Annotated in this window: 21 protein-coding genes; 10 read left to right on the top strand and 11 right to left on the bottom strand. The window is 74.1% G+C overall.

Features of this window, described 5'->3' with window-relative positions; genetic code table 11:
• Nucleotides 1–9: 9 nt before the first annotated feature.
• On the bottom strand, nucleotides 10–621 hold the full coding sequence (locus ACSDG8_RS03085; RefSeq protein ID WP_210891395.1) for a calcium-binding protein: 612 nt from the start codon (nucleotides 619–621) through the stop codon (nucleotides 10–12).
• 238 nt (nucleotides 622–859) lie between these two features.
• Between ACSDG8_RS03085 and ACSDG8_RS03080 the strand changes: the two genes are divergently transcribed.
• Nucleotides 860–1,507 (top strand): maleylpyruvate isomerase family mycothiol-dependent enzyme, encoded by a 648-nt coding sequence (locus tag ACSDG8_RS03080; protein ID WP_210891397.1) that lies wholly within the window; start codon nucleotides 860–862, stop codon nucleotides 1,505–1,507.
• Between the two features lie 31 nt (nucleotides 1,508–1,538).
• On the opposite strand, the gene map is transcribed toward ACSDG8_RS03080, so the two are convergent.
• Entirely contained in the window at nucleotides 1,539–2,312 is a 774-nt protein-coding gene (gene map, locus ACSDG8_RS03075) for a type I methionyl aminopeptidase (protein WP_210891399.1), read from the bottom strand.
• A gap of 66 nt (nucleotides 2,313–2,378) precedes the next feature.
• On the opposite strand from map, the gene ACSDG8_RS03070 reads away from it, so the two are divergent.
• The 3 genes from ACSDG8_RS03070 to bla all read left to right on the top strand — a co-directional run bounded on the left by ACSDG8_RS03070 (nucleotide 2,379) and on the right by bla (nucleotide 4,404).
• The gene (locus tag ACSDG8_RS03070) at nucleotides 2,379–2,669 is read left to right on the top strand and encodes a helix-turn-helix domain-containing protein (RefSeq protein ID WP_210891401.1); all 291 of its coding nucleotides are present in this window, start codon (nucleotides 2,379–2,381) and stop codon (nucleotides 2,667–2,669) included.
• Nucleotides 2,670–2,718: 49 nt separating this feature from the next.
• Nucleotides 2,719–3,324, top strand: a complete 606-nt coding sequence (locus tag ACSDG8_RS03065; protein WP_247677914.1) for a DUF6518 family protein — start codon at nucleotides 2,719–2,721, stop codon at nucleotides 3,322–3,324.
• Nucleotides 3,325–3,465: 141 nt separating this feature from the next.
• A complete protein-coding gene (gene bla, locus ACSDG8_RS03060; RefSeq protein ID WP_439427627.1) occupies nucleotides 3,466–4,404 on the top strand; it encodes a class A beta-lactamase in 939 nt (312 codons plus the stop codon).
• A gap of 12 nt (nucleotides 4,405–4,416) precedes the next feature.
• On the opposite strand, the gene ACSDG8_RS03055 is transcribed toward bla, so the two are convergent.
• A complete protein-coding gene (locus ACSDG8_RS03055) occupies nucleotides 4,417–5,895 on the bottom strand; it encodes a glutamate--cysteine ligase (RefSeq protein ID WP_210891405.1) in 1,479 nt (492 codons plus the stop codon).
• 156 nt (nucleotides 5,896–6,051) lie between these two features.
• On the opposite strand from ACSDG8_RS03055, the gene ACSDG8_RS03050 reads away from it, so the two are divergent.
• Nucleotides 6,052–6,423 (top strand): DUF3817 domain-containing protein, encoded by a 372-nt coding sequence (locus ACSDG8_RS03050; protein WP_210891407.1) that lies wholly within the window; start codon nucleotides 6,052–6,054, stop codon nucleotides 6,421–6,423.
• On the opposite strand, the gene ACSDG8_RS03045 is transcribed toward ACSDG8_RS03050, so the two are convergent.
• Entirely contained in the window at nucleotides 6,404–7,294 is an 891-nt protein-coding gene (locus tag ACSDG8_RS03045; RefSeq protein WP_210891409.1) for an alpha/beta fold hydrolase, read from the bottom strand. The two genes, ACSDG8_RS03050 and ACSDG8_RS03045, sit on opposite strands and share 20 nt — an antisense overlap.
• 36 nt (nucleotides 7,295–7,330) lie before the next feature.
• Nucleotides 7,331–7,879, bottom strand: a complete 549-nt coding sequence (locus tag ACSDG8_RS03040; protein ID WP_210891628.1) for a hypothetical protein — start codon at nucleotides 7,877–7,879, stop codon at nucleotides 7,331–7,333.
• A 142-nt stretch (nucleotides 7,880–8,021) separates the two neighbouring features.
• On the opposite strand from ACSDG8_RS03040, the gene ACSDG8_RS03035 reads away from it, so the two are divergent.
• The 3 genes from ACSDG8_RS03035 to ACSDG8_RS03025 are packed head-to-tail and all read left to right on the top strand — an operon-like array spanning nucleotide 8,022 to nucleotide 11,994.
• Complete coding sequence (locus tag ACSDG8_RS03035; RefSeq protein WP_210942642.1) at nucleotides 8,022–9,146, top strand: baeRF2 domain-containing protein; 1,125 nt, start codon at nucleotides 8,022–8,024, stop codon at nucleotides 9,144–9,146.
• Nucleotides 9,139–10,896, top strand: a complete 1,758-nt coding sequence (locus ACSDG8_RS03030; protein ID WP_210891412.1) for a thiamine pyrophosphate-binding protein — start codon at nucleotides 9,139–9,141, stop codon at nucleotides 10,894–10,896. The genes ACSDG8_RS03035 and ACSDG8_RS03030 overlap by 8 nt, the downstream gene beginning before the upstream one ends.
• Nucleotides 10,897–10,947: 51 nt before the next feature.
• Nucleotides 10,948–11,994, top strand: coding sequence for an iron-containing redox enzyme family protein (locus ACSDG8_RS03025; protein ID WP_210891415.1), 1,047 nt, complete (start codon nucleotides 10,948–10,950; stop codon nucleotides 11,992–11,994).
• Nucleotides 11,995–12,108: 114 nt separating this feature from the next.
• Here ACSDG8_RS03025 and ACSDG8_RS03020 read toward each other — a convergent pair whose 3' ends face one another.
• Complete coding sequence (locus tag ACSDG8_RS03020; protein WP_210891417.1) at nucleotides 12,109–12,333, bottom strand: CDGSH iron-sulfur domain-containing protein; 225 nt, start codon at nucleotides 12,331–12,333, stop codon at nucleotides 12,109–12,111.
• A 188-nt stretch (nucleotides 12,334–12,521) separates the two neighbouring features.
• Between ACSDG8_RS03020 and ACSDG8_RS03015 the strand changes: the two genes are divergently transcribed.
• Nucleotides 12,522–13,937: a hypothetical protein gene (locus ACSDG8_RS03015; RefSeq protein WP_210942641.1), complete on the top strand. Its 1,416-nt coding sequence runs from the start codon at nucleotides 12,522–12,524 to the stop codon at nucleotides 13,935–13,937.
• Nucleotides 13,938–14,183: 246 nt separating this feature from the next.
• Nucleotides 14,184–15,317, top strand: a complete 1,134-nt coding sequence (locus ACSDG8_RS03010; RefSeq protein WP_210942640.1) for a SigB/SigF/SigG family RNA polymerase sigma factor — start codon at nucleotides 14,184–14,186, stop codon at nucleotides 15,315–15,317.
• A gap of 105 nt (nucleotides 15,318–15,422) precedes the next feature.
• Here the strand turns inward: ACSDG8_RS03010 and ctaD are convergent, their stop codons facing one another.
• The 5 genes from ctaD to ACSDG8_RS02985 form a co-directional block, all read right to left on the bottom strand.
• The gene (gene ctaD, locus ACSDG8_RS03005; RefSeq protein WP_210891421.1) at nucleotides 15,423–17,426 is read right to left on the bottom strand and encodes an aa3-type cytochrome oxidase subunit I; all 2,004 of its coding nucleotides are present in this window, start codon (nucleotides 17,424–17,426) and stop codon (nucleotides 15,423–15,425) included.
• Nucleotides 17,427–17,513: 87 nt separating this feature from the next.
• On the bottom strand, nucleotides 17,514–18,245 hold the full coding sequence (locus ACSDG8_RS03000; protein WP_210891422.1) for an ATP-binding protein: 732 nt from the start codon (nucleotides 18,243–18,245) through the stop codon (nucleotides 17,514–17,516).
• Nucleotides 18,246–18,380: 135 nt separating this feature from the next.
• Nucleotides 18,381–18,833, bottom strand: a complete 453-nt coding sequence (locus ACSDG8_RS02995; RefSeq protein WP_210891629.1) for a DUF4383 domain-containing protein — start codon at nucleotides 18,831–18,833, stop codon at nucleotides 18,381–18,383.
• 120 nt (nucleotides 18,834–18,953) lie between these two features.
• The gene (locus ACSDG8_RS02990) at nucleotides 18,954–20,108 is read right to left on the bottom strand and encodes a glycosyltransferase (protein ID WP_210891424.1); all 1,155 of its coding nucleotides are present in this window, start codon (nucleotides 20,106–20,108) and stop codon (nucleotides 18,954–18,956) included.
• 19 nt (nucleotides 20,109–20,127) lie between these two features.
• Entirely contained in the window at nucleotides 20,128–21,159 is a 1,032-nt protein-coding gene (locus ACSDG8_RS02985) for a glucosyl-3-phosphoglycerate synthase (RefSeq protein WP_210891426.1), read from the bottom strand.
• Between the last annotated feature and the right edge of the window lie 12 nt (nucleotides 21,160–21,171).

Raw genomic sequence — 21,171 nt, 5'->3', positions numbered from 1 at the left:
ACGGTCGAATCAGACGGTGCAGTCCTCCGTGCTGACCCGGCAGATGTCCGAGCCCGCGTTGCCCTCCCCGTAGTCGTCGGGGCCGGGACCGCCGACCAGGGTGTCGTCGCCGTCGTCGCCGTACAGCTCGTCGGTGTTGCTCCCGCCGTCCAGGCGGTCGTTGCCGTCCAGGGCGCTGGGCCCGATGAAGCGGTCCCCGTGGATGATGTCGACGCCACCGTCGCCGTGGAGGTTGTCGTTGCCGAGATCGCCCCAGATGTCGTCGCCGTGAAACCCGCCGTAGACGATGTCGTCGCCGCTGTCGGCCTGGATGTTGTCGCTGCCGGCGAGCCCGCAGATGACGTCGTCGTAGACGCTTCCGACGATGACGTCGGAACCGGTTGTGCCGATGATGAACTCCGGGCCGTTGTTGTTGGTGCTGGTGTAGAGCCCGCCGACGGGCACGTACTGCGGGTCGTATCCGAACGGCACCGGTGCCCCGGAGTAGGGGCCGCAGTCGGCGGGGACGATGTAGCCCGCCGACGCCGGGGCGGCGCTGCCGGCCAGGCCCGCGGCGGCCAGGACGAGCGCCCCGATCACCGAAGCGACGGCACGCGGTGTGAAGAGGTGATGGTGTGACATGACGCTTCTCCCTTGCGGTTGATGTGTACGAGAAGCGTCACCGGCGAGCGTTCGGCCGACGTGCAGCAAACGTGCAGCCCTGCCCGCCCGCCCCGCCCTCAGCGCCGATCTTGGAGTTGTGGCTCCTCGAAGGTCGCGCACGCCGGGTTTGCGAACCACCACAACTCCAAGATCGGCGGAGCGGTGAGTTCGTGGACGGGGCGTGGTCCTATCTCTGACGACCGACCCTGGAGGTTTCATGTCCGACACGCTGACCCGCCGTGAGCTGTGGGCGCTCGCGCACGCCGAGCGCGCCGCCCTCGCCGACGATCTCGCCGGACTCGACGCGGGGCAGTGGGCGCGGCGCTCGCTGTGCGGCCGGTGGACGGTGCAGGAGGTGGTCGCCCACCTCACGGCGGCGGCGAGCGTCGGCCGCGCCCGCTGGGTCGCCAGCGTGCTCGGCGCCCGGTTCGACTTCGACCTGCACAACGACCGCCGGCTGGCCGAGCACCGGGGCGCCGACCCGGGGGAGACGCTCGACCGGTTCCGCCGGATCATCGGCAGCACCACGTCGACGTTCGGCCCGACCGAGGCGTGGCTCGGTGAGGTGGTCGTACACGCCCAGGACATCCGGCGTCCGCTCGGCCTGACACGGACGCCCCCGGTCGAGGCGGTCACGCCGGTCGCCCGGTTCTACGCCGGGCGGGACTTCACGGTGGCCGGGCGCAGCGCCATCGACGGCCTGCGGGTGGAAGCGACCGACGGGCCGTTCACCGCCGGCGCGGGTCCGCTGGTCAGCGGTACCACTGTGGCGCTGACGATGGCGATGGCCGGGCGGGCCGCGTACTGCGACGACCTCACCGGGCCCGGCGTCCCCACGCTGCGGGGGCGGTGCGCGCCCGCGTGACCAGGGCCGGTGACCGGGGGCCGGGCCCGGGTCACGACCTCGGCAGCGTCAGGATCTCCGCTCCGTCGTCGGTGATGGCGATGGTGTGCTCGCTGTGCGCGGTACGGCAGCCGGTCGCGCTGCGCAGCGTCCACCCGTCGGCGTCGGTGACGAGCGTGGCGGTGTCCGCCATCACCCACGGCTCCAGCGCCAGCAGCAGCCCGGGGCGCAGCTTGTATCCGCGCCCGGGCCGGCCGGTGTTCGACACGTGCGGGTCCTGGTGCATCGTCGACCCGACGCCGTGGCCGCCGAACTCGGTGTTCACCGAGTATCCGGCCTCCGTGAGGACTGATCCGATGGCGTGCGAGAGGTCGCCGACGCGGGCGCCGGGACCGGCGGCGGCGATCCCGGCCTGCAACGCGCGCTCCGTCGCGTCGATCAGCGCGACGCTCTCCGCGGGCCGGGCGTCGCCGACGAGGAAGCTGATCGCGGAGTCGGCCACCACTCCGCCGAGGCTGACGGCCAGGTCGAGGCTGAGCAGGTCGCCGTCGGTGAGCGCGTAGTCGTGCGGCAGCCCGTGCAGCACCGCGTCGTTGACCGAGGTGCAGATGTAGTGGCCGAACGGCCCGCGCCCGAAGGACGGCTCGTAGTCGACGTAGCAGGACTGCGCCCCCGCCTCGACGATCATCCGCTGGGCCCACCTGTCGATGTCGAGCAGGTTGGTGCCGACGGTGGTGCGGCTGCGAAGCGTCTGAAGGATGTGGGCGACCAGGGCGCCGGTGTCCCGCGCCCGCCGTACGTCGCTGGGGCTCAGGATCTCGATCATGCAGGCGCCTTCCTCGCGCGACCAATAAGTATCCCGGTCATGTTATCCCGGTATTAGAATCTCGGCATGGTCCGGTTGCCCCTCACCCCCGCCGAGGTCGAACGCGGGCAGCGCCTCGGCGCGCTCCTGCGCCGCGCCCGGGGCGAGCGATCCATGCTGCTCACCGCGCTGGACGCGGGCGTCTCCCCGGAAACGCTCCGGAAGATCGAGTCCGGCCGGGTCGCCACCCCGGCGTTCCCCACCATCGCCGCGATCGCCGACGTCCTCGGCCTCTCCCTCGACGCGGTGTGGTCGGAGATCAACCATTGCGACGACGCGGTGGGTCTCGCGCCGTCCGAGCGGCGCCTCGCCTCGTAGCAACGCCCTGTGCACGAGATGAGCATACCGAGTATGTATGCTCCGTCGCATGCCGCCCTCACGCCGCGCCGTCGCCCTCGTCGTCCCCGTCGCCGGATTCCTGCTCGGCTTCCTGGACTTCGTCTGGATCAAGTGGGTGCCGTACCCGTTCGCCGAACTGGGCAACTCCACAGCCACCTGGGCCGTGGCCGCGTTCGCGATGGGCTGGTGGATCCGGTCGGGCGCGGTGCGCGCCGCCGTGGCCGCCAGCGTGTTGCTGATCGTCGCGGTGCCCAGCTACTACCTGGCGGCGACCCTGCTCCAGGGCGACGACCTCGCCGTGATCTGGGCGGTCACCTCCTTCATCTGGATGGCGTTCGGCGTGGTGGCGGGCGTGGTGTTCGGCGTCGCCGGAATCTGGGCGCGCACCGACGGATGGCGGCGCGTCGTGGGGACCGCGCTGCCGGTGGCCGTGTTCGTCGAGGAGGCGCTGCGGTTCGCGCTGAAGTCCGGGTCCTACCCCGGAGCGTGGTGGAACGTGGCGATCGACCTCGCGCTCGCCGCGCTGCTCGTGGTGCTGATCGGCCGCTCCGCCCGGGTGCGGCTGCTGGCCGCCGCGGTGGCGCTGCCGGTAGCCGCGCTCGGCGCGCTGACGTTCGCCGCCGTCGCGGGCTGACCCACCACACCGGCTGGCGGGCCGCCGCACCGGCTGGCAGGCCACCGCACCGGCCGAGAGCGGGCGGACCTCCGACCCCGACCGGGATCGGCGACAATGGCGCGAGATCGGCGGTGGTCCGGACGACGGGGGAGGAAAGGGATGATCCGACGGCAGGTGCTCGCGGTGGCAGCGGTGCTCACCACGACACTCGCGGCCGGCTGCACGAAGGACCAGCCCGAAGCCGCGCCGCCCACCAGCGCCCCGGCCACGGCCACGCCGAGCGCCACACCGAGCGCCACACCGAGCGCCGAGCCGGTGCCCGCGCCGCCGGAACTGGCAGCCCTGGAACGGCGCTTCGACGCCCGCATCGGCGTCTACGCCGTCGACACCGGCACCGGCCGCACCCTCGCGCACCGGGCCGACGAGCGGTTCGCGTACGCCTCGACGTGCAAGGCGCTCGCCGCCGGCGCGGTGCTGGCCGCCACGTCGGACGTCGACCGGGACCGCGTGCTCCGCTACCGCCGCGCCGACCTGGTGGCGCACTCGCCGGTGACGGAGCGGCACGTGGGCACCGGGATCACGCTGCGGGACGCCGCCGAGGCTGCGGTGCGGTACAGCGACAACACGGCCGGCAACCTGCTGTTCGACGCGCTCGGTGGCCCGGCCGGCTTCGAGCGGGCGCTGCGGGACGTCGGTGACCGGGTCACCCGGCCGGTCCGCACCGAGCCGGAACTCAACGCGGCCACGCCCGGGGACACGCGTGACACCAGCACGCCCCGCGCGCTCGTCGGCTCGCTGCGCGCGTACACGATGGGTGAGGGCCTGCCGGCCGCGGACCGCGACCTGCTGCTGGGCTGGATGCGCGCGAGCACCACCGGCAGCGCCCTGGTCCGGGCCGGCGTGCCGGCCGGCTGGCAGGTGGCGGACAAGTCCGGCACCGGTGGGTACGGCACCCGCAACGACATCGCCGTGGTGTGGCCGCCGGACCGGGCGCCGATCGTGCTGGCCGTCATGTCCAGCCGGGACAGCCGCGACGCGAAGCCCGACGACGCCCTGGTCGCCCAGGCCGCGAAGGCGGCGGTGACGGCGTTGGGCTGACGTTCCGCCCGGTCAGGGGATGGGCCACTCGTGCACGGGCCGGTTGCTGTGCATCAGGTCGACGTAGTGGCGGACCACCTCGCGCAGCGCCGCCGGCCGGTCCAGGTGGTCGGCCGACTCCAGCCGGTGCAGCGTCTCCACCTGCCAGGTCGCGCCGTTACGGCTGGTCAGGCACCGCTGCTCGATGATGCCGAGCAGCCGGTCCCGCTCGGCCGGGTCCAGGCCCCACCGGTCCAGCCCGTGGTGGGCCAGCGGCAGCAGCCGGCGCAGCACCAGCTCGGTCACCGGCAGGTAGCCCAGCCCGGGCCAGTACACCTGGGCGTCGATGCCGTGCCGGGCGCAGGCGTTGAAGTTCTCCTCGGCCGCGCTGAACGACATCTGCGACCACAGCGGACGGTCGGACTCGGCGAGTGCCCGGACCAGGCCGAAGTAGAACGCGCCGTTGGCGACCGTGTCCAGCACCGTCGGCCCGGCCGGCAGCACCCGGTTCTCCACCCGCAGGTGCGGGCGGCCCTTCAGCACGTCGTAGACCGGCCGGTTCCACCGGTAGATGGTGCCGTTGTGCAGCCGCAGCTCGGCGAGCTTCGGCACCCCGCCGCTGTGCAGCGTGGTCGCCGGGTCCTCCGCGTCGCAGACCGGCAGCAGCGCCGGGAAGTAGCGCACGTTCTCCTCGAACAGGTCGAACACCGAGGTGATCCAGCGCTCCCCGAACCACACCCGCGGGCGTACCCCCTGGGCCTTGATCTCCTCCGCCCGGGTGTCGGTGGCCTGCTGGAACAGCGGCACCCGGGTCTCGCGCCACAGTTCCCGGCCGAAGAACAGCGGCGAGTTCGCGCCGAGCGCCACCTGGATGCCGGCGATCGCCTGGGCCGCGTTCCAGTAGTCGGCGAACTGCGCCGGGCTGACCTGGAGGTGGAACTGGGTGCTGGTGCAGGCCGCCTCCGGCGTGATGGTGTCGGCGGTGGTGGCCAGCCGCTCCACCCCGCTGATCGCGATCGGCAGGTCCTCGCCCCGGGCGGCGAAGATCTGCTCGTTCAGCAGCGCGTACCGGGGATTGGCCGACAGCGTCTCGGCGGTCAGGTGCTCCGGGCGCAGCGTCGGCAGGATGCCGACCATCACCATGTGCGCGCCCACCGCGCGGGCCTTCTCCTCGGCGGCGTTCAGACTGGCCCGCACGTGCTCCTCGAACGCGGCCGTGCCGGTGCCGGCCAGCCGGCGCGGCTCGACGTTGATCTCGACGTTGAACTGGCCCAGCTCGGTCTGGAACGCCGGGTCGGCGATCGCCTTCAGCACGTCGGCGTTGCGCATGGCCGGGTCGAAGCCGTCGTCGACCAGGTTCAGCTCGATCTCCAGGCCGGTCATCGGCCGCTCCACGTCGAACCGGGACTCGCGCAGCATCTCGGCGAAGACGTCCAGGCACCGCCGGACCTTCTCGCGATAGCGGGCCCGGTCCTCCCGGCTGAAGGTACGCACGCCGACGTCCTCGCCCATGGTCACCACCCTGTCACCGTTGGTTCTTCCCAACCTCGCACGGAGCGGCGGGTCAGGAAAGGCCCGGAGGCCCTTTTCTGTACCCCGTGGCGGCCCCGGTGATCCCCGTCGCGGCCCCGCGGGTTCCGTCGGGGCGGCCCGGACGCGGCGGCTAGCATGGCCGCCGACGGCGAAGGGGAGTGGCTGATGCGCGACGGGTGGATCCGGGCGTTCGTGGTGGCGGCGTTCGCCGAGGCCTGCTCGTGGGCGGCGCTGCTGGCCGGCATGGCGGTCAAGTACGGCCCGCCCGGAAACGAGATCGGCGTGAAGATCTTCGGCCCGATCCACGGCGCGTTGTTCGTGGTCTACGGCCTGCTCACGCTCGTCGTCGCCCTGCGGCGTCGCTGGACGCTCGTGCAGACCGGGCTGGCCCTGGTCAGCGCGGTGCCGCCGTTCGCCACGGTGCTGTTCGAGCGCTGGGCGAGCCGCCGGGGCCTGCTCGACGCGCCCGCTCCGGTGGAGAAGCCGCTCACCCCGGCCGGTCGCTGACCGCGGCGAGGTCGTCCGCGAGGAACCCGGCCAGCACGTCGGTCAGCTCACGCGGCGCCTCCTCGGCCATGTGGTGCCCGGACGGGATCGAGGCGGTCCGTACGTCGTCGGCCCAGTCGCGCCAGACGGCGGCCGGGTCGCCGTACAGGTCGACCATGTCGTCGCGCTCGGACCAGGCGAACAGCACCGGGCAGGCGATCCGGCGCCCGGCGGCCCGGTCCGCGTCGTCCGCCGCCCGGTCCGGCCCGAGCCCGGCCCGGTAGTCCTCGCACATGGCGTGCACGGTCGCCGGGTCACCGATGGCGCGCCGGTAGTCGGCGTACGCCTGCTCGCCCATCTCCTCCGGTGATCCGCCGTACCAGGCGTCCGGGTCGGCGTTTATGACCCGCTCGGCCGGCTTGGTGAGCTGACCGAGGAAGAACCAGTGCCACCAGCGGGCCGCGAACCGGGCGTCGCAGCGGGCCAGCGCCTCGCCGATCGGCACCCCGTCCAGCACGCCGAGGCGGCTCACCCGGTCCGGGTGGTCCAGGGCGGTCCGCATGGCCACGTACGCCCCGCGGTCGTGACCGATGACGGCGGCCCGGCGGTGGCCGAGCGCGTCGAGCAGCGCCACCACGTCGGCGGCCATCGCCCGCTTGGAGTAGACAGTGTGCTCCGGGTCGCTCGGCGGCTTCGACGAGCCGCCGTAGCCGCGCAGGTCCGGGCAGATCACCGTGTGCCGCGCGGCCAGCCGCGGCGCCACCCGGTGCCAGGTCGCATGGGTACGCGGGTGCCCGTGCAGCAGCACCACCGGTGGCCCGGAGCCGCCGTGGCGTACGCGCAGGCGTACCGGCCCCACGTCGATCTCGGTGAGCGTGAATCCGGGGAACATGGCCGCAGCGGTGCCCGCCCCGGGCCGGGCGGAAACCTAGGTCAGCGCCGAGCAGGCGGCCACGCCGAACAGCAGCACCGCGCCGAACGCCGCCTGCAGCAGCAGCGCCGGCCCCAGGTGCGACCAGAGCGTGGCGGTACGCGGGCGCAGCAGCTGACCGGTGGTCAGGTTGACGATCCGCTCGATGCGGGGCGCCAGGTCGGCGTCGCGCTGGGCGCGCAGCGTGAGCTGGACGTGGTCGCCGGGGTGCAGCGCGCTCTGCGGCAGGTGGCCGTGCAGCTCGACCTCGACCAGCCGGCCGGTCGTGTCGCGTACCCGGACCGGGGTGACCAGGAACTCCGGGCCCTTCTTCAGCTCCTTGAAGCTGCGCCGGGCCCCGCCGCCACCGCTGCTGAGCAACGCGCGCACCACCTTGAGCAGCAGCCCCACCACCCCCGCGGCGGTCAGCACCGCGACGAGTACCGGCTGCCCGACCCGTACCTCCCGTGCGTAGCCCTCCATCAACCGGACCAGACGGCCGGTGACGACGCGTTCGGCCGGGTGGACGACGCGTCGGGTGTGCAGCTCCGTGTCCATGTTCACCACCGAGAGTTCCGATCCGTGCACAGATGGTATCGACCCGTGGAGTTGAACGACGTGAATGAACACTGGTCACGCCCGGGAAGCCGGCAGGTGAACTCCGCCGGGGTGCGGGTATGCGTGCGGCCGAGCCGGAAAGGGGTCGAGCATGCAGCTGTCCTTCCTGCGCCCGCTCTACAACCGTCCCGGGCCGTGGTGCTCGGTGTACATGGACGCCTCCCGTGACACCCAGGACGCGCGAGCGCAGGTCGACCTGCGCTGGCGGGCCCTCAAGGGCGACCTGCTGAGCCAGGGGGCCGACCCGGTCACCGTCGAGGCGGTGGAGGAGGTCGTCCGCCGGCACCAGCCGATGCCCGGTGACTACGGCATCGCCGTCTTCGCCACCCGGGGCCGCGTGGTGCTCACCGAGTACCTGTCCGCGCCACCGCTGCGTGACCTGGCGAGCTGGTCGGCGCTGCCGCACACCATGCCGCTCGTCGCCCAGCGCGGCGAGCAGGTGGCCTGGGTGCGCGTGCTGGCCGACCGCACCGGCGCGGACGCGATGGCGGTGAGCGCCGGCGGCGTGCCCCGCCGCGCCCACGTCACGGGCGCGCAGAGCCGCCAGCTGCGGCGCGTGCAGCCCGGCGGCTGGTCCCAGTCGCGCTACCAGCGCGCCGCCATGGAGGCGTGGCACCAGAACGCCGGTGACGCCGCCGCGGCCACCGCCGACCTCGCCGAGCGGGTCGGCGCGGACGTGGTGGTGGTGGCCGGGGACATCCGGGCCACCGGCATGATCGCCGCCCAGCTGCCGGAACGGTGGCAGGACGTGCTGGTCCGCACGGACGCCGGCGCCCGCGACGCCGGCGCGGACGACACGCTGATGGACGACATCACGGCGCAGACCGTCGCCGAGGTCGCCGACCGGCGCGTCACCGCCGCCCTGGACCGGTTAGGCGTGCAGGAGGACGTCGGCGCCGGCCTCGACGCCGTGGTCTCCGCGCTGCAACGCAACCAGGTCGACACCATGCTCATCGTGGACGACCCGTCCGCCGACGGCGAGCTGTGGGTGGGCCCCGAGCCGACCGAGATCGCCACCGACCCGGGCCAGCTGGCGGACATGTCCGTCGCGGACCCGCAGCGGGTACGCGCCGACGCCGCGCTGCTGCGTGCGCTGATCGGCACCGACGCGGACCTGACCGTGCTCGCGCCGGAGGAGGCGCCGGAGCTGACCGACGGGGTCGGCGCGGTGCTGCGCTACGTCGACGCGAGCACGCCGGGGCGGGGTAATGGCTGAGCGCATCGTCGCCGACCTGGTGGTCGAACGCCTGCGGGCCTGGCGGGTGCCGCGGGTGTTCGGCTGTCCGGGCGCGGCGATCGCCCCGCTGGTGGGCGCGCTCGACGACGCGGGCGGGGACCCGGCGTTCGTCCCCGCCCGGCACGAGGAGACCGCCTCGTACATGGCCACCGGGCACGCCAAGTTCACCGGCGGCGTCGGGGTGTGCCTGGCCACCCAGGGGCCCAGCGCGGTGCACCTGCTCAACGGGCTCTACGACGCCAAGCTGGACAGCAAGCCGGTGGTCGCGATCGTCGGCGAGGACGTCAGCGGCCCGCTCGGCGGCGCGTACGAGGAGATCGGGCTGAGCCGGCTCTTCGGTGACGTGTGCAACCAGTTCGTCCGCTACGGCCGCCGGCCGGAGCAGGTGCCGGCGCTGCTGGACCAGGCGTTCCGCACCGCCGCGGCGACCCGCAGCCCGACCTGTGTGGTGCTGCCCCGGGCGTTGCAGGTCACCGCCGTGCCGGACCTGCTGCCGCAGACCGCCGGCGTGGTCACCGCGACGCCCGGTGAGCCGCTGGCCCGGGTGCTGCCGCACGACGCCGACCTGGACGCCGCCGCCTCGCTGCTGAGCAACGGGCAGCGGGTGGCGATGCTGGTCGGCCAGGGCGCGCACGGCGCGGCCGACGAGATCGTCGCGCTCGCCGACCGGCTCGGCGCGGGCGTGGCCACGTCGCTGCTCGGCAAGCCGGTGCTGGACGAGCGGCTGCCGTTCCACACCGGCGTGCTCGGCGAGGTCGGCACCACGGCCGCCGCCCAGCTCATGGGTTCCTGCGACACGCTGCTGATGATCGGCACCAACGACCCGTGGACCGACTGGTTCCCGCTGCCGGGACAGGTGCGCACCATCCAGATCGACATCGACGGCCGGCGCATCGGCACCCGCTACCCGGTGGACGTGCCGCTGGTCGGCGACGCCGCCGAGACGCTGCGGGCGCTGCTGACCCGGGTGCCGGAGAATCCGCACCGCGAGTGGCGCGCCATGGTGGAGAAGATGGTGGACCGGTGGCACACGGCCGCCGCCGAGCGCGCCGCCACGCCCGCCGACCCGATCGACCCGCGGCTGGTGCTCCACGAGCTGTCCGCCCGGCTGCCCCGGCACGCCGGTGTCGCCGTCGACGTCGGCTCGGTCGTCTACTGGTACGCCCGGCACCTGGAGCTGCCGCCGGGGGTGCAGGCGCGGCTGTGCGGCACGCTCGGCTCGATGGGCTGCGCGCTGCCGTACGCGGTCGCGGCCAAGCTGGCCCGCCCGGACGAGCCGGTGCTCGCGCTGCTCGGCGACGGCGCGATGCAGCTCAACGGCCTGGCCGAGCTGATCACTGTGGCCCACCACTGGACCCGGTGGCGCGATCCCCGGCTGATCGTGCTGGTGCTGAACAACCGCGACCGGTCCGGCGTGGGTGGCGGGCGGCCGCCCGGACCGGACGGGGCCCGGCGGCCCGACGTCCCGTACGCCGGGTGGGCGCGCCTGCTCGGGCTGCACGGCGTACGGGTGGACCGGCCGGACCTGGTCGGCGCCGCCTGGGACGAGGTGCTCGCGGCCGACCGGCCCGCAGTCCTGGAGGCGGTGGTGGACCCGTCCACGCCGCTCGACGTGCCCGAGCCGGCGCTGGCCGACCTGCGCGGCCTGGTCGCCGACGGGGACGCCGCCCGCCGGGTGCGGGAGCGGGTGATCCAGACCGAGGCCATCGCGGCCGACGAAATCGTTTAGCCGGATCACGCCGGGGCACTGCGACCGGGCACAACAGTCCCGGGAGGTCCCATGTCCGTCGCCGCCGGCCGTCGCTACGGCCCCGCCCCGCTGCCGGCCGCCCGCGGCCCGGTCTCCGCCGCGTTGCTCGCCGCGCTCAGCGGAACGCCCGGCGAGCTGCCCGCCGGCCTGGGCGCCGAGTTCGGCGCGGTGGCCGCGCCGCTGACCGACGAGGACCTCCAGCTCACCCTGTTCCTCTGCTACGAGCTGCACTACCGGGGCTGGTCGGGCGTCGACGAGGGGTGGGAGTGGGAGCCGTCGCTGCTGGCGCTGCGCGCCCGCGCCGAGCGGCCGTTCGAGGCCGCGCTGAGGCAATTGGCCGGCCCGCTGCCGGCGGTCCTGCCGGCCGCGCTGCCGGCGGCGCTCGCCGACGTGGTGACCGCCGACGACGGCCCGCCGCTGGCGGCCACGCTGCAACGCCGGGCCGACCTGGAGCAGTTCCGCGAGTTCGTGATGCACCGCTCGATCTACCACCTGCGTGAGGCCGACCCGCACAGCTGGGCGCTGCCCCGCCTCGGCGGTCCGGCGAAGGCGGCGCTCGTGGAGATCCAGACCGACGAGTACGGCAACGGCCGGCTGGACCGGATGCACGCCGAGCTGTTCCGCGTCACGATGGACCGGCTCGGCCTGGACACCGGCTACGCCGCCCACCTGGACCGGGTGCCGGCGGTGACGCTGGCGACGAACAACCTGATGTCGCTGTTCGGCCTGCACCGGCGGCTGCGCGGGGCGCTGCTCGGGCACCTGGCCGCGTACGAGATGACCTCCTCGCTGCCGAACCGCCGCTACGGCAACGGACTGCGGCGGCTCGGCTTCGACGCGGTCGCCACGCGCTTCTACGACGAACACGTCGAGGCCGACGCCGTGCACGAGCAGATCGCCGCGCACGACATGTGCGGCGGGCTGGTCCGCGAAGAGCCGGCGCTCGCCTCCGACGTGCTGTTCGGCGCCGCCGCCGCGCTGGCGCTGGACGCCCGGTTCGCCGAGCACCTGCTCACCGCCTGGTCAGCCGGGAGATCGTCACTGCGCCCGCCGCACCACGCCCTCGCCGCAGCCTGACCCCACCCCGTCCCCCGGGATCTTGCACTTCGGGCCCCCGGAGTGCCCGGTTCGGGTGGGTTTTCCGGGTACCGAAGTGCAAGATCGACGAGGCGGGGGTGGTGCGGGGCGGGGTCAGCGGTCGCGGTCGGTGCCGGCTCGGAAACCCGCGACCTTGTGGGTGCCGTCGCAGAACGGCTTGATGGCGCTCTTGCCGCACCGGCACAACGCCACAGTGCCCTGGCGCGTCTCGATCGGCGTGCCCTCGGGCGTGACCAGCGCGAAGTCGCCGCGTACCAGCAGTGGTCCGTCCCGGTACGGGGTGATGGTCGCCGCCGGGGTGCTCTCGTCGTCAGGCATGCGCCGTGCAGTGCCCGTCCCGGTCCGGCCCAAACCCGCATCCGAGCGCCGTTGCGCCCACGACGGCGGGCGCGCGGCGCGACGGCGTACCTGGGTGCCGCGGGCGGTGCGGCCATGGGGCGGGCCTTGGTCCTCACCAGTGGGGAGATGCCCCGTTTAGACCCCAGAGGGACGGGAAGCCGGGCCGCGTGGTGAGCGAACGAGTCGAACGGACGCCGGTCAGCGGCGCTGGGCTGCCCCCGGAGCGGGCGGTGGCGGCCGGCAGCGCCGCCCGGGTCCTGGTCGCCGCGACCGCCCGGGCGCTGCGCGGCGACGACTGCGGCGACCTCGGCCACCCGCGTGCGCTGTCCCGCCTCACCGGAGCGCCCGAGCCGGTACGCCGCGCCGCCGCACTCCGGGCCGCCGGACGTGCCGCGCTCAACGACGCCCAGATCGCCGCCGTGGACGCCGAGCGGGTGGCCGGCTGGTTCGCCGGGCAGTACCCGGACCGGCGCTGGCCCGGGGTGGTGCTCGGCTCGCCGCACGGTGCCGCCGCCCACCTCGCGGTGGCGCTCGGCGTGCCGTGGCTGCCGGCCGGCTTCGAGGTCGCCGCCCAGTGGAGCCGGGGCGCGGTGGACCGCCCGGACGCGGCGTTCGAGCACGGCGTGCCGCTGGCCGAGCGGCTGCTCGCCGGCAACCCGAGGGTGCACGTACGGCAGGTGCACTGCCCGGCCAGCCGGGGCGCGGCGGCCGGGGCGGTGGTGACGTTCGCGGTCCGTTGGCGCACGCTACCCCGGGCGTACGCGCGTTTCCTGGCCGACCGGCTGGAACCGGCGGCGCCGGTGCTGCTGCTGCACGACGCCCGCACCTGGCCAGTGCGCGACGGCGGCGACGGGCACAGCTTCCAGACCGGCTGCCCGGCCGGCGGGCTGGACCCGGTCGACTTCCACCCCGACGCCCGCGCGCTGGGCCAGGTGCTGCGCGCGGCCGGCGGGGACGAGACGCGCTGGGCGGCGCCGGAGGTGACGGTGGCGGGCGCGTTCGCCGAACACGGCGTGGAGTCCGGTTTCGAGCACGACGCCCGCTCCTGGGGCGATCGGCAGGGGCATCCGCTGCACCGGGTGGTCGTGCCGCAGCCGGACGCGCTGAGCGCGGTGACCGCCGACCTGTACCGGCGCTGGCTGCGGCGGGCCGGCAAGACCGGGGACCGGCTGGTGGTGGAGTGCGGGCGGCTGCTCGATCCGGGACAGGTGCTGCGGGCCGGTCTGGTGCCCTACTGGTGCGAGAACGCCACCGCGCGCCGGGTGGCGGGCGTCGAGTTGTGGCTGGCCGGCAGCGAGCCGTTCAGCTCGGTGGACGTGCTGGCCGAGCCGCCCGGCCTGCGCTCGCCCGCGCACGCGGGGCTGCCGCAGTGGCTCGCCGTGGCCGGTTTCGGGCGCCGTCGGCGGGCGCTGGACCGGGGCGCCGCGCGCGGGTATCCGGTCGCCTCGGTACCGACCCGACGTGCCACGGAGGTGTTGCGCAACCAGCCCTGCGACCTGCCCGCGCCGCCGCCGTTGCGGATGGCCGACGCCCTCGCCGCGCTCCGCGACGCCGGCGCCCACCAGGGCCTGCTGGTCTGCTGACGCGCCCGCCGGTGACGGCGCGCCGGGCATCCTGGCGAAACATCCTCGCGATCCTGCGGACCGTGATTGAGTACCTACGGAGCGGGAAGAACGCTCGCCGCGGAACGGCCCACGACGCCGTGCGGCGAACGGCCACCGCTTTCGACGTACTCCGTCACGTAACCCAACTTCCTCACCCGGTGCGTGGTCCGACCACGCGCACGACCGGTTACGACCGGGCGGGGACCTTCGGCGAGGGGGGCGCGGATGTTCGGACAGACCACCACACCCACACCACCGACCATCGACCGGGGCCTGGAGGACCTGGACGCCGCGGCGCTCGCGTACGCGGCCCGGATCGAGGGACTGCCACCGGAACGGCGTCAGGAGGCGCGGGACGACCTGGTCCGGTTCGCGTTGCCGTTCGCCGGCCGGCTGGCCCGGCGCTACCGGGGACGCGGCGAACCGCTGGAGGACCTGGAGCAGGTGGCCCGTCTCGGGCTGGTCAACGCCGTCGACAGGTACGACCCGGAACGGGGCTCGTTCACCGCGTACGCGGCGATCACCATCGTCGGCGAGATCAAACGGCACTTCCGCGACCGCACCTGGGGCGTGCACGTGCCGCGCCGGCTGCGGGACCTGATCCTGGAGGTCGGGCAGGCCACGGCGACGCTCACCAGTGAGCTGTCCCGCGCCCCCACGGTGGCGGAGCTGTCCGCCCGGCTGGAGACGCCGGAGGAGGAGATCCTGGCCGCGCTGGAGTCGGCCGCCGGCTACAGCCCGGCGTCGCTCAACGCGCCGGTCGGCGGGGAGAGCTCGGCCGAGTTCGGTGACCTGGTCGGCGAGTCCGACCACGCGCTGGAGTCGGTGGACGACCGGGTGACGGTGAGCGGCCTGCTGCACCGGCTGCCCTGGCGCGAGCGCCGCATCCTGGCGATGCGCTTCTACGGCAACCAGACCCAGGCGGAGATCGCCGCCCGGTTCGGCATCTCGCAGATGCACGTGTCCCGGCTGCTGTCGCGGGCGCTGACCTGGCTGCGCCAGGCGATGCTGGCCGAGGCGCCGCCGCCCTGGCAGAACGGCGCCGCCGAGGCCGAGCCGGCGAAGGCCCGCATCTCGGTGAAGCAGAACGGCGACCGGGTGGTCGTCGAGGTCGGCGGCGAGGTCGACCGCGCCGGCGCGGACCAGCTGCGCCGGGCCGTGCTCAAGGCGGTCACCGGGCAGCCCCGCGAGGTGGTGGTGGACCTGGTGGGGGCGGGCGGCTTCGACGCGGGCGGGATCGCCGCGCTGATGGCCGGCCGGGACGCCGCCGCGCGTACCGGGGTGCCGCTGCGGCTGACCCGGGTGCAGCCGGCGGTGCGCCGCTCGCTGACCGCTGCCGGGCTGCCGGCCGCCGACTGACCGACCCGCCGCACGTACGTACCGCGCCGGCTCCCGTGGGGGGAGCCGGCGCGTGGCGTACGGCGAGGGCCGGCGCCCGCACGGCGCCGGCCCTCGTACTTCTTCTCAGTTCTCCGGGGTGTCCCCGTGCCCGCGCGGGTGCCGCCACCTGTCGTTGGGCTGCTCGTCGCGCTCGGCGTTGAGCGCGCTGCCCTCCGGCTCGTCGGTCTCGTCGAAGCTGGGCCGGCGAACCTCCCCCGGATCCGGCACCTCCACCGGCCGGGCGCCGGACTGCGGCGCGGGCTGGTAGTCCACCGCCTCCGGCGCACCGTACGCGCCGCCGGCCGACGGGGACTCCGGCACGTGCCGCTCGTGGTGCAGCTCCTCCCGGAACGTCTGCGGCGGCTTCGTGGTGCGCTGCGGCAGGTCGCGGCCCAGGTCAGAGACGAGGGGACCGTACTTGAGGTCGAACGCCGGCCGCTCGGAGCGGATGCGCGGCATCCGGTCGAAGTTGCGCAGCGGCGGCGGGCACGTGGTGGCCCACTCCAGCGAGTTGCCGAAGCCCCACGGGTCGTCCACGGTGACCATCGCGCCGTAGCGCCACGACTTCCAGATGTTCCAGATCACGAACAGCGTGGACGCGCCGAGCACGAACGAGCCGATGCTGGAGATCGTGTTGAGCGTGGTGAAGCCGTCGCCGGGCAGGTAGTCGGCGTACCGCCGCGGCATGCCCTCGTTGCCCAGCCAGTGCTGCACCAGGAACGTGGCGTGGAAGCCGATGAACATGGTCCAGAAGTGCATCTTGCCCAGCCGCTCGTCGAGCAGCCGCCCGGTCATCTTCGGGAACCAGAAGTAGAGCCCGCCGAACGCGGCGAACACGATGGTCCCGAACATCACGTAGTGGAAGTGCGCCACCACGAAGTAGCTGTCGGTGACGTGCCAGTCCAGCGGCGGGCTGGCCAGCAGCACCCCCGTCAGGCCGCCGAGCAGGAACGTCACCAGGAAGCCGACGGCGAACAGCATCGGCGTCTCGAACGTGATCTGGCCCTTCCACATGGTGCCGATCCAGTTGAAGAACTTCACTCCGGTCGGCACCGCGATCAGGAAGCTCAGGATGCTGAAGAACGGCAGCAGCACCTGCCCGGTGGCGAACATGTGGTGCGCCCAGACCGTCATGGACAGCACCGTGATGGCGATGGTGGCCAGCACCAGGCCGGTGTAGCCGAAGATCGGCTTGCGGGAGAACACCGGGATGATCTCGGTGATGATGCCGAAGAACGGCAGCGCGATGATGTACACCTCGGGGTGGCCGAAGAACCAGAACAGGTGCTGCCAGAGCATCGGCCCGCCGGTCGTCGAGTCGTACACGTGCGAGTGCAGCAGCCGATCCGAGGCCAGCGCCAGCAGCGCGGCGGCCAGCAGCGGGAACACGAAGATCACCAGCACGCTGGTGAGCAGCGCGTTCCAGGTGAAGATCGGCATCCGGAACATGGTCATGCCGGGCGCGCGCAGTGTCACGATCGTGGTGATCAGGTTGACCGCGCCGAGGATCGTGCCCAGGCCGGACACGGCCAGGCCGACCACCCACAGGTTCGCGCCGACGCCGGGGGAGTGCTGCGCGGTGCTCAGCGGCGTGTACGCGGTCCAGCCGAAGTCCGCCGCGCCGGCGGGGGTGGCGAACCCGCCCACGACCATCAGCGCGCCCAGGAAGTACAGCCAGTACGCGAACGCGTTGAGCCGGGGGAACGCCACGTCGGCGGCGCCGATCTGCAGCGGCACCAGGTAGTTGGCGAACCCGAAGAACAGCGGCGTCGCGAACAGCAGCAGCATCACCGTGCCGTGCATGGTGAACATCTGGTTGTACTGCTCCGGGGACACCACCTGCATCCCGGGCCGGGCCAGCTCCACCCGGATGATCAGGGCCAGGATCCCGCCGACGATGAAGTACGAGAACGACGTGATCAGATAGAGCAGGCCGATCTGCTTGGCGTCGGTGGTGCGCAGCAACCGCCACAGCGAGTTGCCCTTCACCGCTTCCCGTACGGGCCCGGGGAATCCCCCGAACCGGGCCGGCGCGAGGATCGCGGGCCCCCGGTCTCGTGCCGGTTCCGTGACTACCCGCTTGGGCATGGCTTCTCACCCCGTGTGACGACAGACAGGACGGGCGGGCGTACCCGGCCCCCTGCCCATGTAACCAGGCGAGAGCGGAGAATTCGGTCAATTAGCCGGGAGCATGGCCCAGACGACCTTGCCGGCGCCGACCGGAGTGCTGCCCCAGCGCTGGGTCAGCTCCCGCACCAGCATCAGCCCGCGGCCCCCCTCGTCGCGCGGGTCGCGGCTGCTCGCGGCGCGGGCGTCGGCCGGGCTGCCGTCCATCACCGCCACCCGCAGGTACGGCCGGCGCAGCGTCAGCGTCACCTGCATCGGGGTGCCGGCGTGTCGCACCACATTGCCGACCAGCTCGCTGAGCACCAGCGAGGCCGGGCCGGCCAGCTCCGGCACGTTCCACCTGCCGCACGCCTCGGTGACCAGCTCCCGGGCACGCCGGCAGGCGCCCGCCACCGGCTCCAGCCGGGCCCGCAGCCGGGGCGCCGAATCCTCGCCGGCCAGCGCCGCCGCCTCGGCGCAGTCCCGCCGTACCGGCACCACCCGGCAGGCGGTGGTCTCGGCCAGCCAGGCCGCCGTCTCGGCGGGCGGCGCGGCCAGCACCATCGGCACCGCCGGCCAGTCGGCCGCCCGGCGCGCCGCGGCGGCGAAGACGGACAGCGCCAACGGCTCGCCGACCTCGATCTCCTCCAGGTCGACCACCAGGGCGTCCGGCTGCGCGGAGAGGCACCGGTCCAGCACCTCGTGCACCGCGCGCATCGTGGCCAGGTCGAGCGCGCCGGCCAGCCGCACGACAGTGACCGGCGACTCGTCGCGGACCTCGCACCTGATCCGGGTCACCATCGCCGTCCTCGTTTCCGTTTCGTCGGGGAGGGTCGTCCGGCCGGGACGCTCGCCCGCGTCCCGCAGCCGGAGAACTACGGACGTACCCGGGCCCCCGGCCCCCGAAACCGGGCATCCGGGTCACCGGGGCGCAGGTCAGCCGCGGTTCCCGCGCCGCGCCGCGAGCAGGCCCAGGACCAGCATGGCGGCGCCCAGCAGCAGGTGCAGCCAGGCGTCGGCGCGGTTGACCGCCAGCACGTTCGCCGCGTCGCGCCGGTCGACGGCCAGACCGGCCAGCCACAGCACCAGGTAGATCGCCCCGGCGCCGATCAGGAACGCGCGGGCGCCGGCCACGCTGCGCGCCAGCGCCAGCCCGGCCACCCCCAGGACCAGGTGGACCAGGTTGTGCACGACCGAGACCTGGAACAGCCCCAGCAGCCGGGCGCCCGAACCCGGGCCGGCGAAGCGCAGGTCCGCGTAGTCGCTGGTGATGCCGGGCACGAAGCCCAGCGCGCCGAGCAGCAGCAGGAGCACCGCAAACCCCGAGGCGATCCGGCGCACCGGCGCCCGGCCGTCGGCGGGGTTGCGGCGCGCCCGGGAGTGCGCCATCGAGTTCGTCACGCCGGCCTCCTCGCCACGCGGGGCAGCGACGGTTTCCCGGGTCCGGCGCGGACAAACGCCGGCCCGGCCACGCGGGGTGGCCGGGCCGGCGCCGGGTTCGCGACCGGGTCAGACGGGCTGCAACGGCTGCGCCGCGCCCTGGCGGACCCGCTCGTACAGCTCCAGATAGCGCTGCGCCATCCGGGCCGGGGTGAACCGGTGGGCCGCCTCGCGCCGGCACTCGTCCGGCTCCAGGCCGCCGGCGGCGAGGACCATCTCGCCCAGCTCCTCCTCGTCGGCGGTGAGCAGGCCGGTGCGGCCGTGCTCGATCAGCTCCGGCAGGCAGCCCCGGGCCGTCGCCACCACCGGCGTACCAAGCGACAGCGACTCGACCACAGCGGTGCCGCCCGGCTCCTCCCAGCGCAGCGGGAACAGCGAGGCCCGCGCCGAGGCGACCAGGTCGTCGCGGTCGCGCCCGGCGACCGTGCCGACCCAGCGCACCCGGTCCCCGTCGACGTACGGCGCGACGTGGTCGTGGAAGAAGCGCACGTCCGGGTTCTGCCGGGCCTCGTCGCCGGCCGCGGCGAGATCCTCCGGCCGGTGGTACGGGCCGACCGGCCCGGCCAGCACCAGCGGGAAACCGGCCTCGTGGGCGAGCCGCGCGCCCAGGTCCTGCCCCTTGCCCGGGTTGATCCGGCCGAGGATCACCACGTGGTCGCCCTTGGGCACGGGCGCGTGCCGGTCCGCGTCCACCGCGAGCGGGGTGGACAGGTGCACGTGACCCACCGAGTGCGCCCGCAGCGCCTGCGGCGCGCGCGCCAGCTGCGACGCGGACACCCCGTTGACCCGTACCCGGTCGCCGCCGTCGAGGTTGCCGTACAGCTCGGGGTGCTTGGCCAGGTCCCAGTGCAGCGTGTGCAGCACCGGCGGGCCGTCCGGGCCCATCGCCGCGAGCGTGGCCAGCCCGACCGCCTCCACGTGGTCGTGCACCAGGTCGATGTCGTCGCGGGCGTGCAGCGCCCGCACCACCCCGGCCAGGTGCGCCTGGGACACGCCGCACACCTGGTTGTACGGCCGTTGCAGCGCGTGGAACTGGCCGTCCGGGAAGACCGCGATCTTCTCGTCCACCGGCAGCGTGCTGCTCTCCACCGAGGCCAGCACCACCCGTACGCCCAGCCGGCGCAGCTCCGGCACCAGCGTGGCCACCACGTTCTCGATCCCGCCGTAGCCGGGCGGCGGCACGGACAGCCACGGACCGGCGTTCATCAGCACGGTGAGCGTCATGTGTTGTTCCTCCTCGCGCTCACGCGGCCGCGACCCGGCGGCGGCGCGGGATGCGGTGCCGCAGCTGCGCCAACGGCGGGCGCTCCTGCACCGACACGTCGTTGACCACGATCTCCCGGTCCAGGTTGGGCAGCGCCTCCGAGCCGCCGCGGCGGAACTGGGTCAGCAGCGCGCCCGGCGAGACCCCGGGCGCCGCCCAGCCGCGCCGTTGCAGCCGTGACCAGGCCGTCAGCATGATCTGCGCCGACATCCGGCCGAGCGCGGCGGTGTCCTGGTGCCGGTGCTTGCGCTCGCCCAGGTCGACCTGGGCCAGCGCGTCCAGCCCGACCATCTCCAGCAGGTCGATCAGCATGGCCGTCTCCACCCCGTACCCGGTGACGAACGGCACCCGCTCCAGCACCTGGCGGCGACCGGCGTACTCGCCCGCGAGGGGCTGCACGAAGCCGGCCAGCTCCGGCCAGAACAGGTTGAGCAGCGGCCGGGCCATCAGCTCCGTCACCCGCCCGCCGCCGTCGGGCTCCACGCTCGTCGCGCCGACCAGCGGCCGGTGGTAGAAGCCCTTCACGAAGTCCACGCTCGGATCGGTGAGCAGCGGCCCGAGCAGCCCGGTGACGAAGTGCGGCCGGAACTCGCGCAGGTCGGCGTCGACGAACGCGACCACGTCCCCCTCGGCCGCGGCCAGCCCGGCCCAGAGCGCGTCGCCCTTGCCGGTCAGCCGGGGCAGCCCGCGCGTCATGGCGTCCTGGCTGACCACCTCGGCGCCGGCCGCGCGCGCCACCTGCGCGGTCCGGTCGGTGGAGCGGGAGTCGACCACGATCAGCTCGTCGACCAGCGGCACCCGGTCCATCAGGTGCTCCCGGATCGTCGAGACGATCGCGCCGACAGTCGCCTCCTCGTCGCGCGCCGGCAGCACCACGCTGACCCGGCTGTTCCCCTTGGCCCGCACCAGTCGCTGCGCCGGCCAGTCGGCGGCGGTGCTGGTGCGGTACGTGGCCCACGCCTCAACCACTGGTGAGACTGTCGAATCTGCTTCCCGCACAGGCACCCCCATCGACGGTGGATT

Source organism: Micromonospora sp. LA-10 (genome assembly GCF_051853095.1).
In the GTDB taxonomy this organism is placed as follows: Bacteria; Actinomycetota; Actinomycetes; order Mycobacteriales; family Micromonosporaceae; genus Micromonospora; species Micromonospora echinospora_A.
Note: the sequence above shows the minus strand (reverse complement) of the source record. Positions and strands in the feature narration are given on the sequence as shown.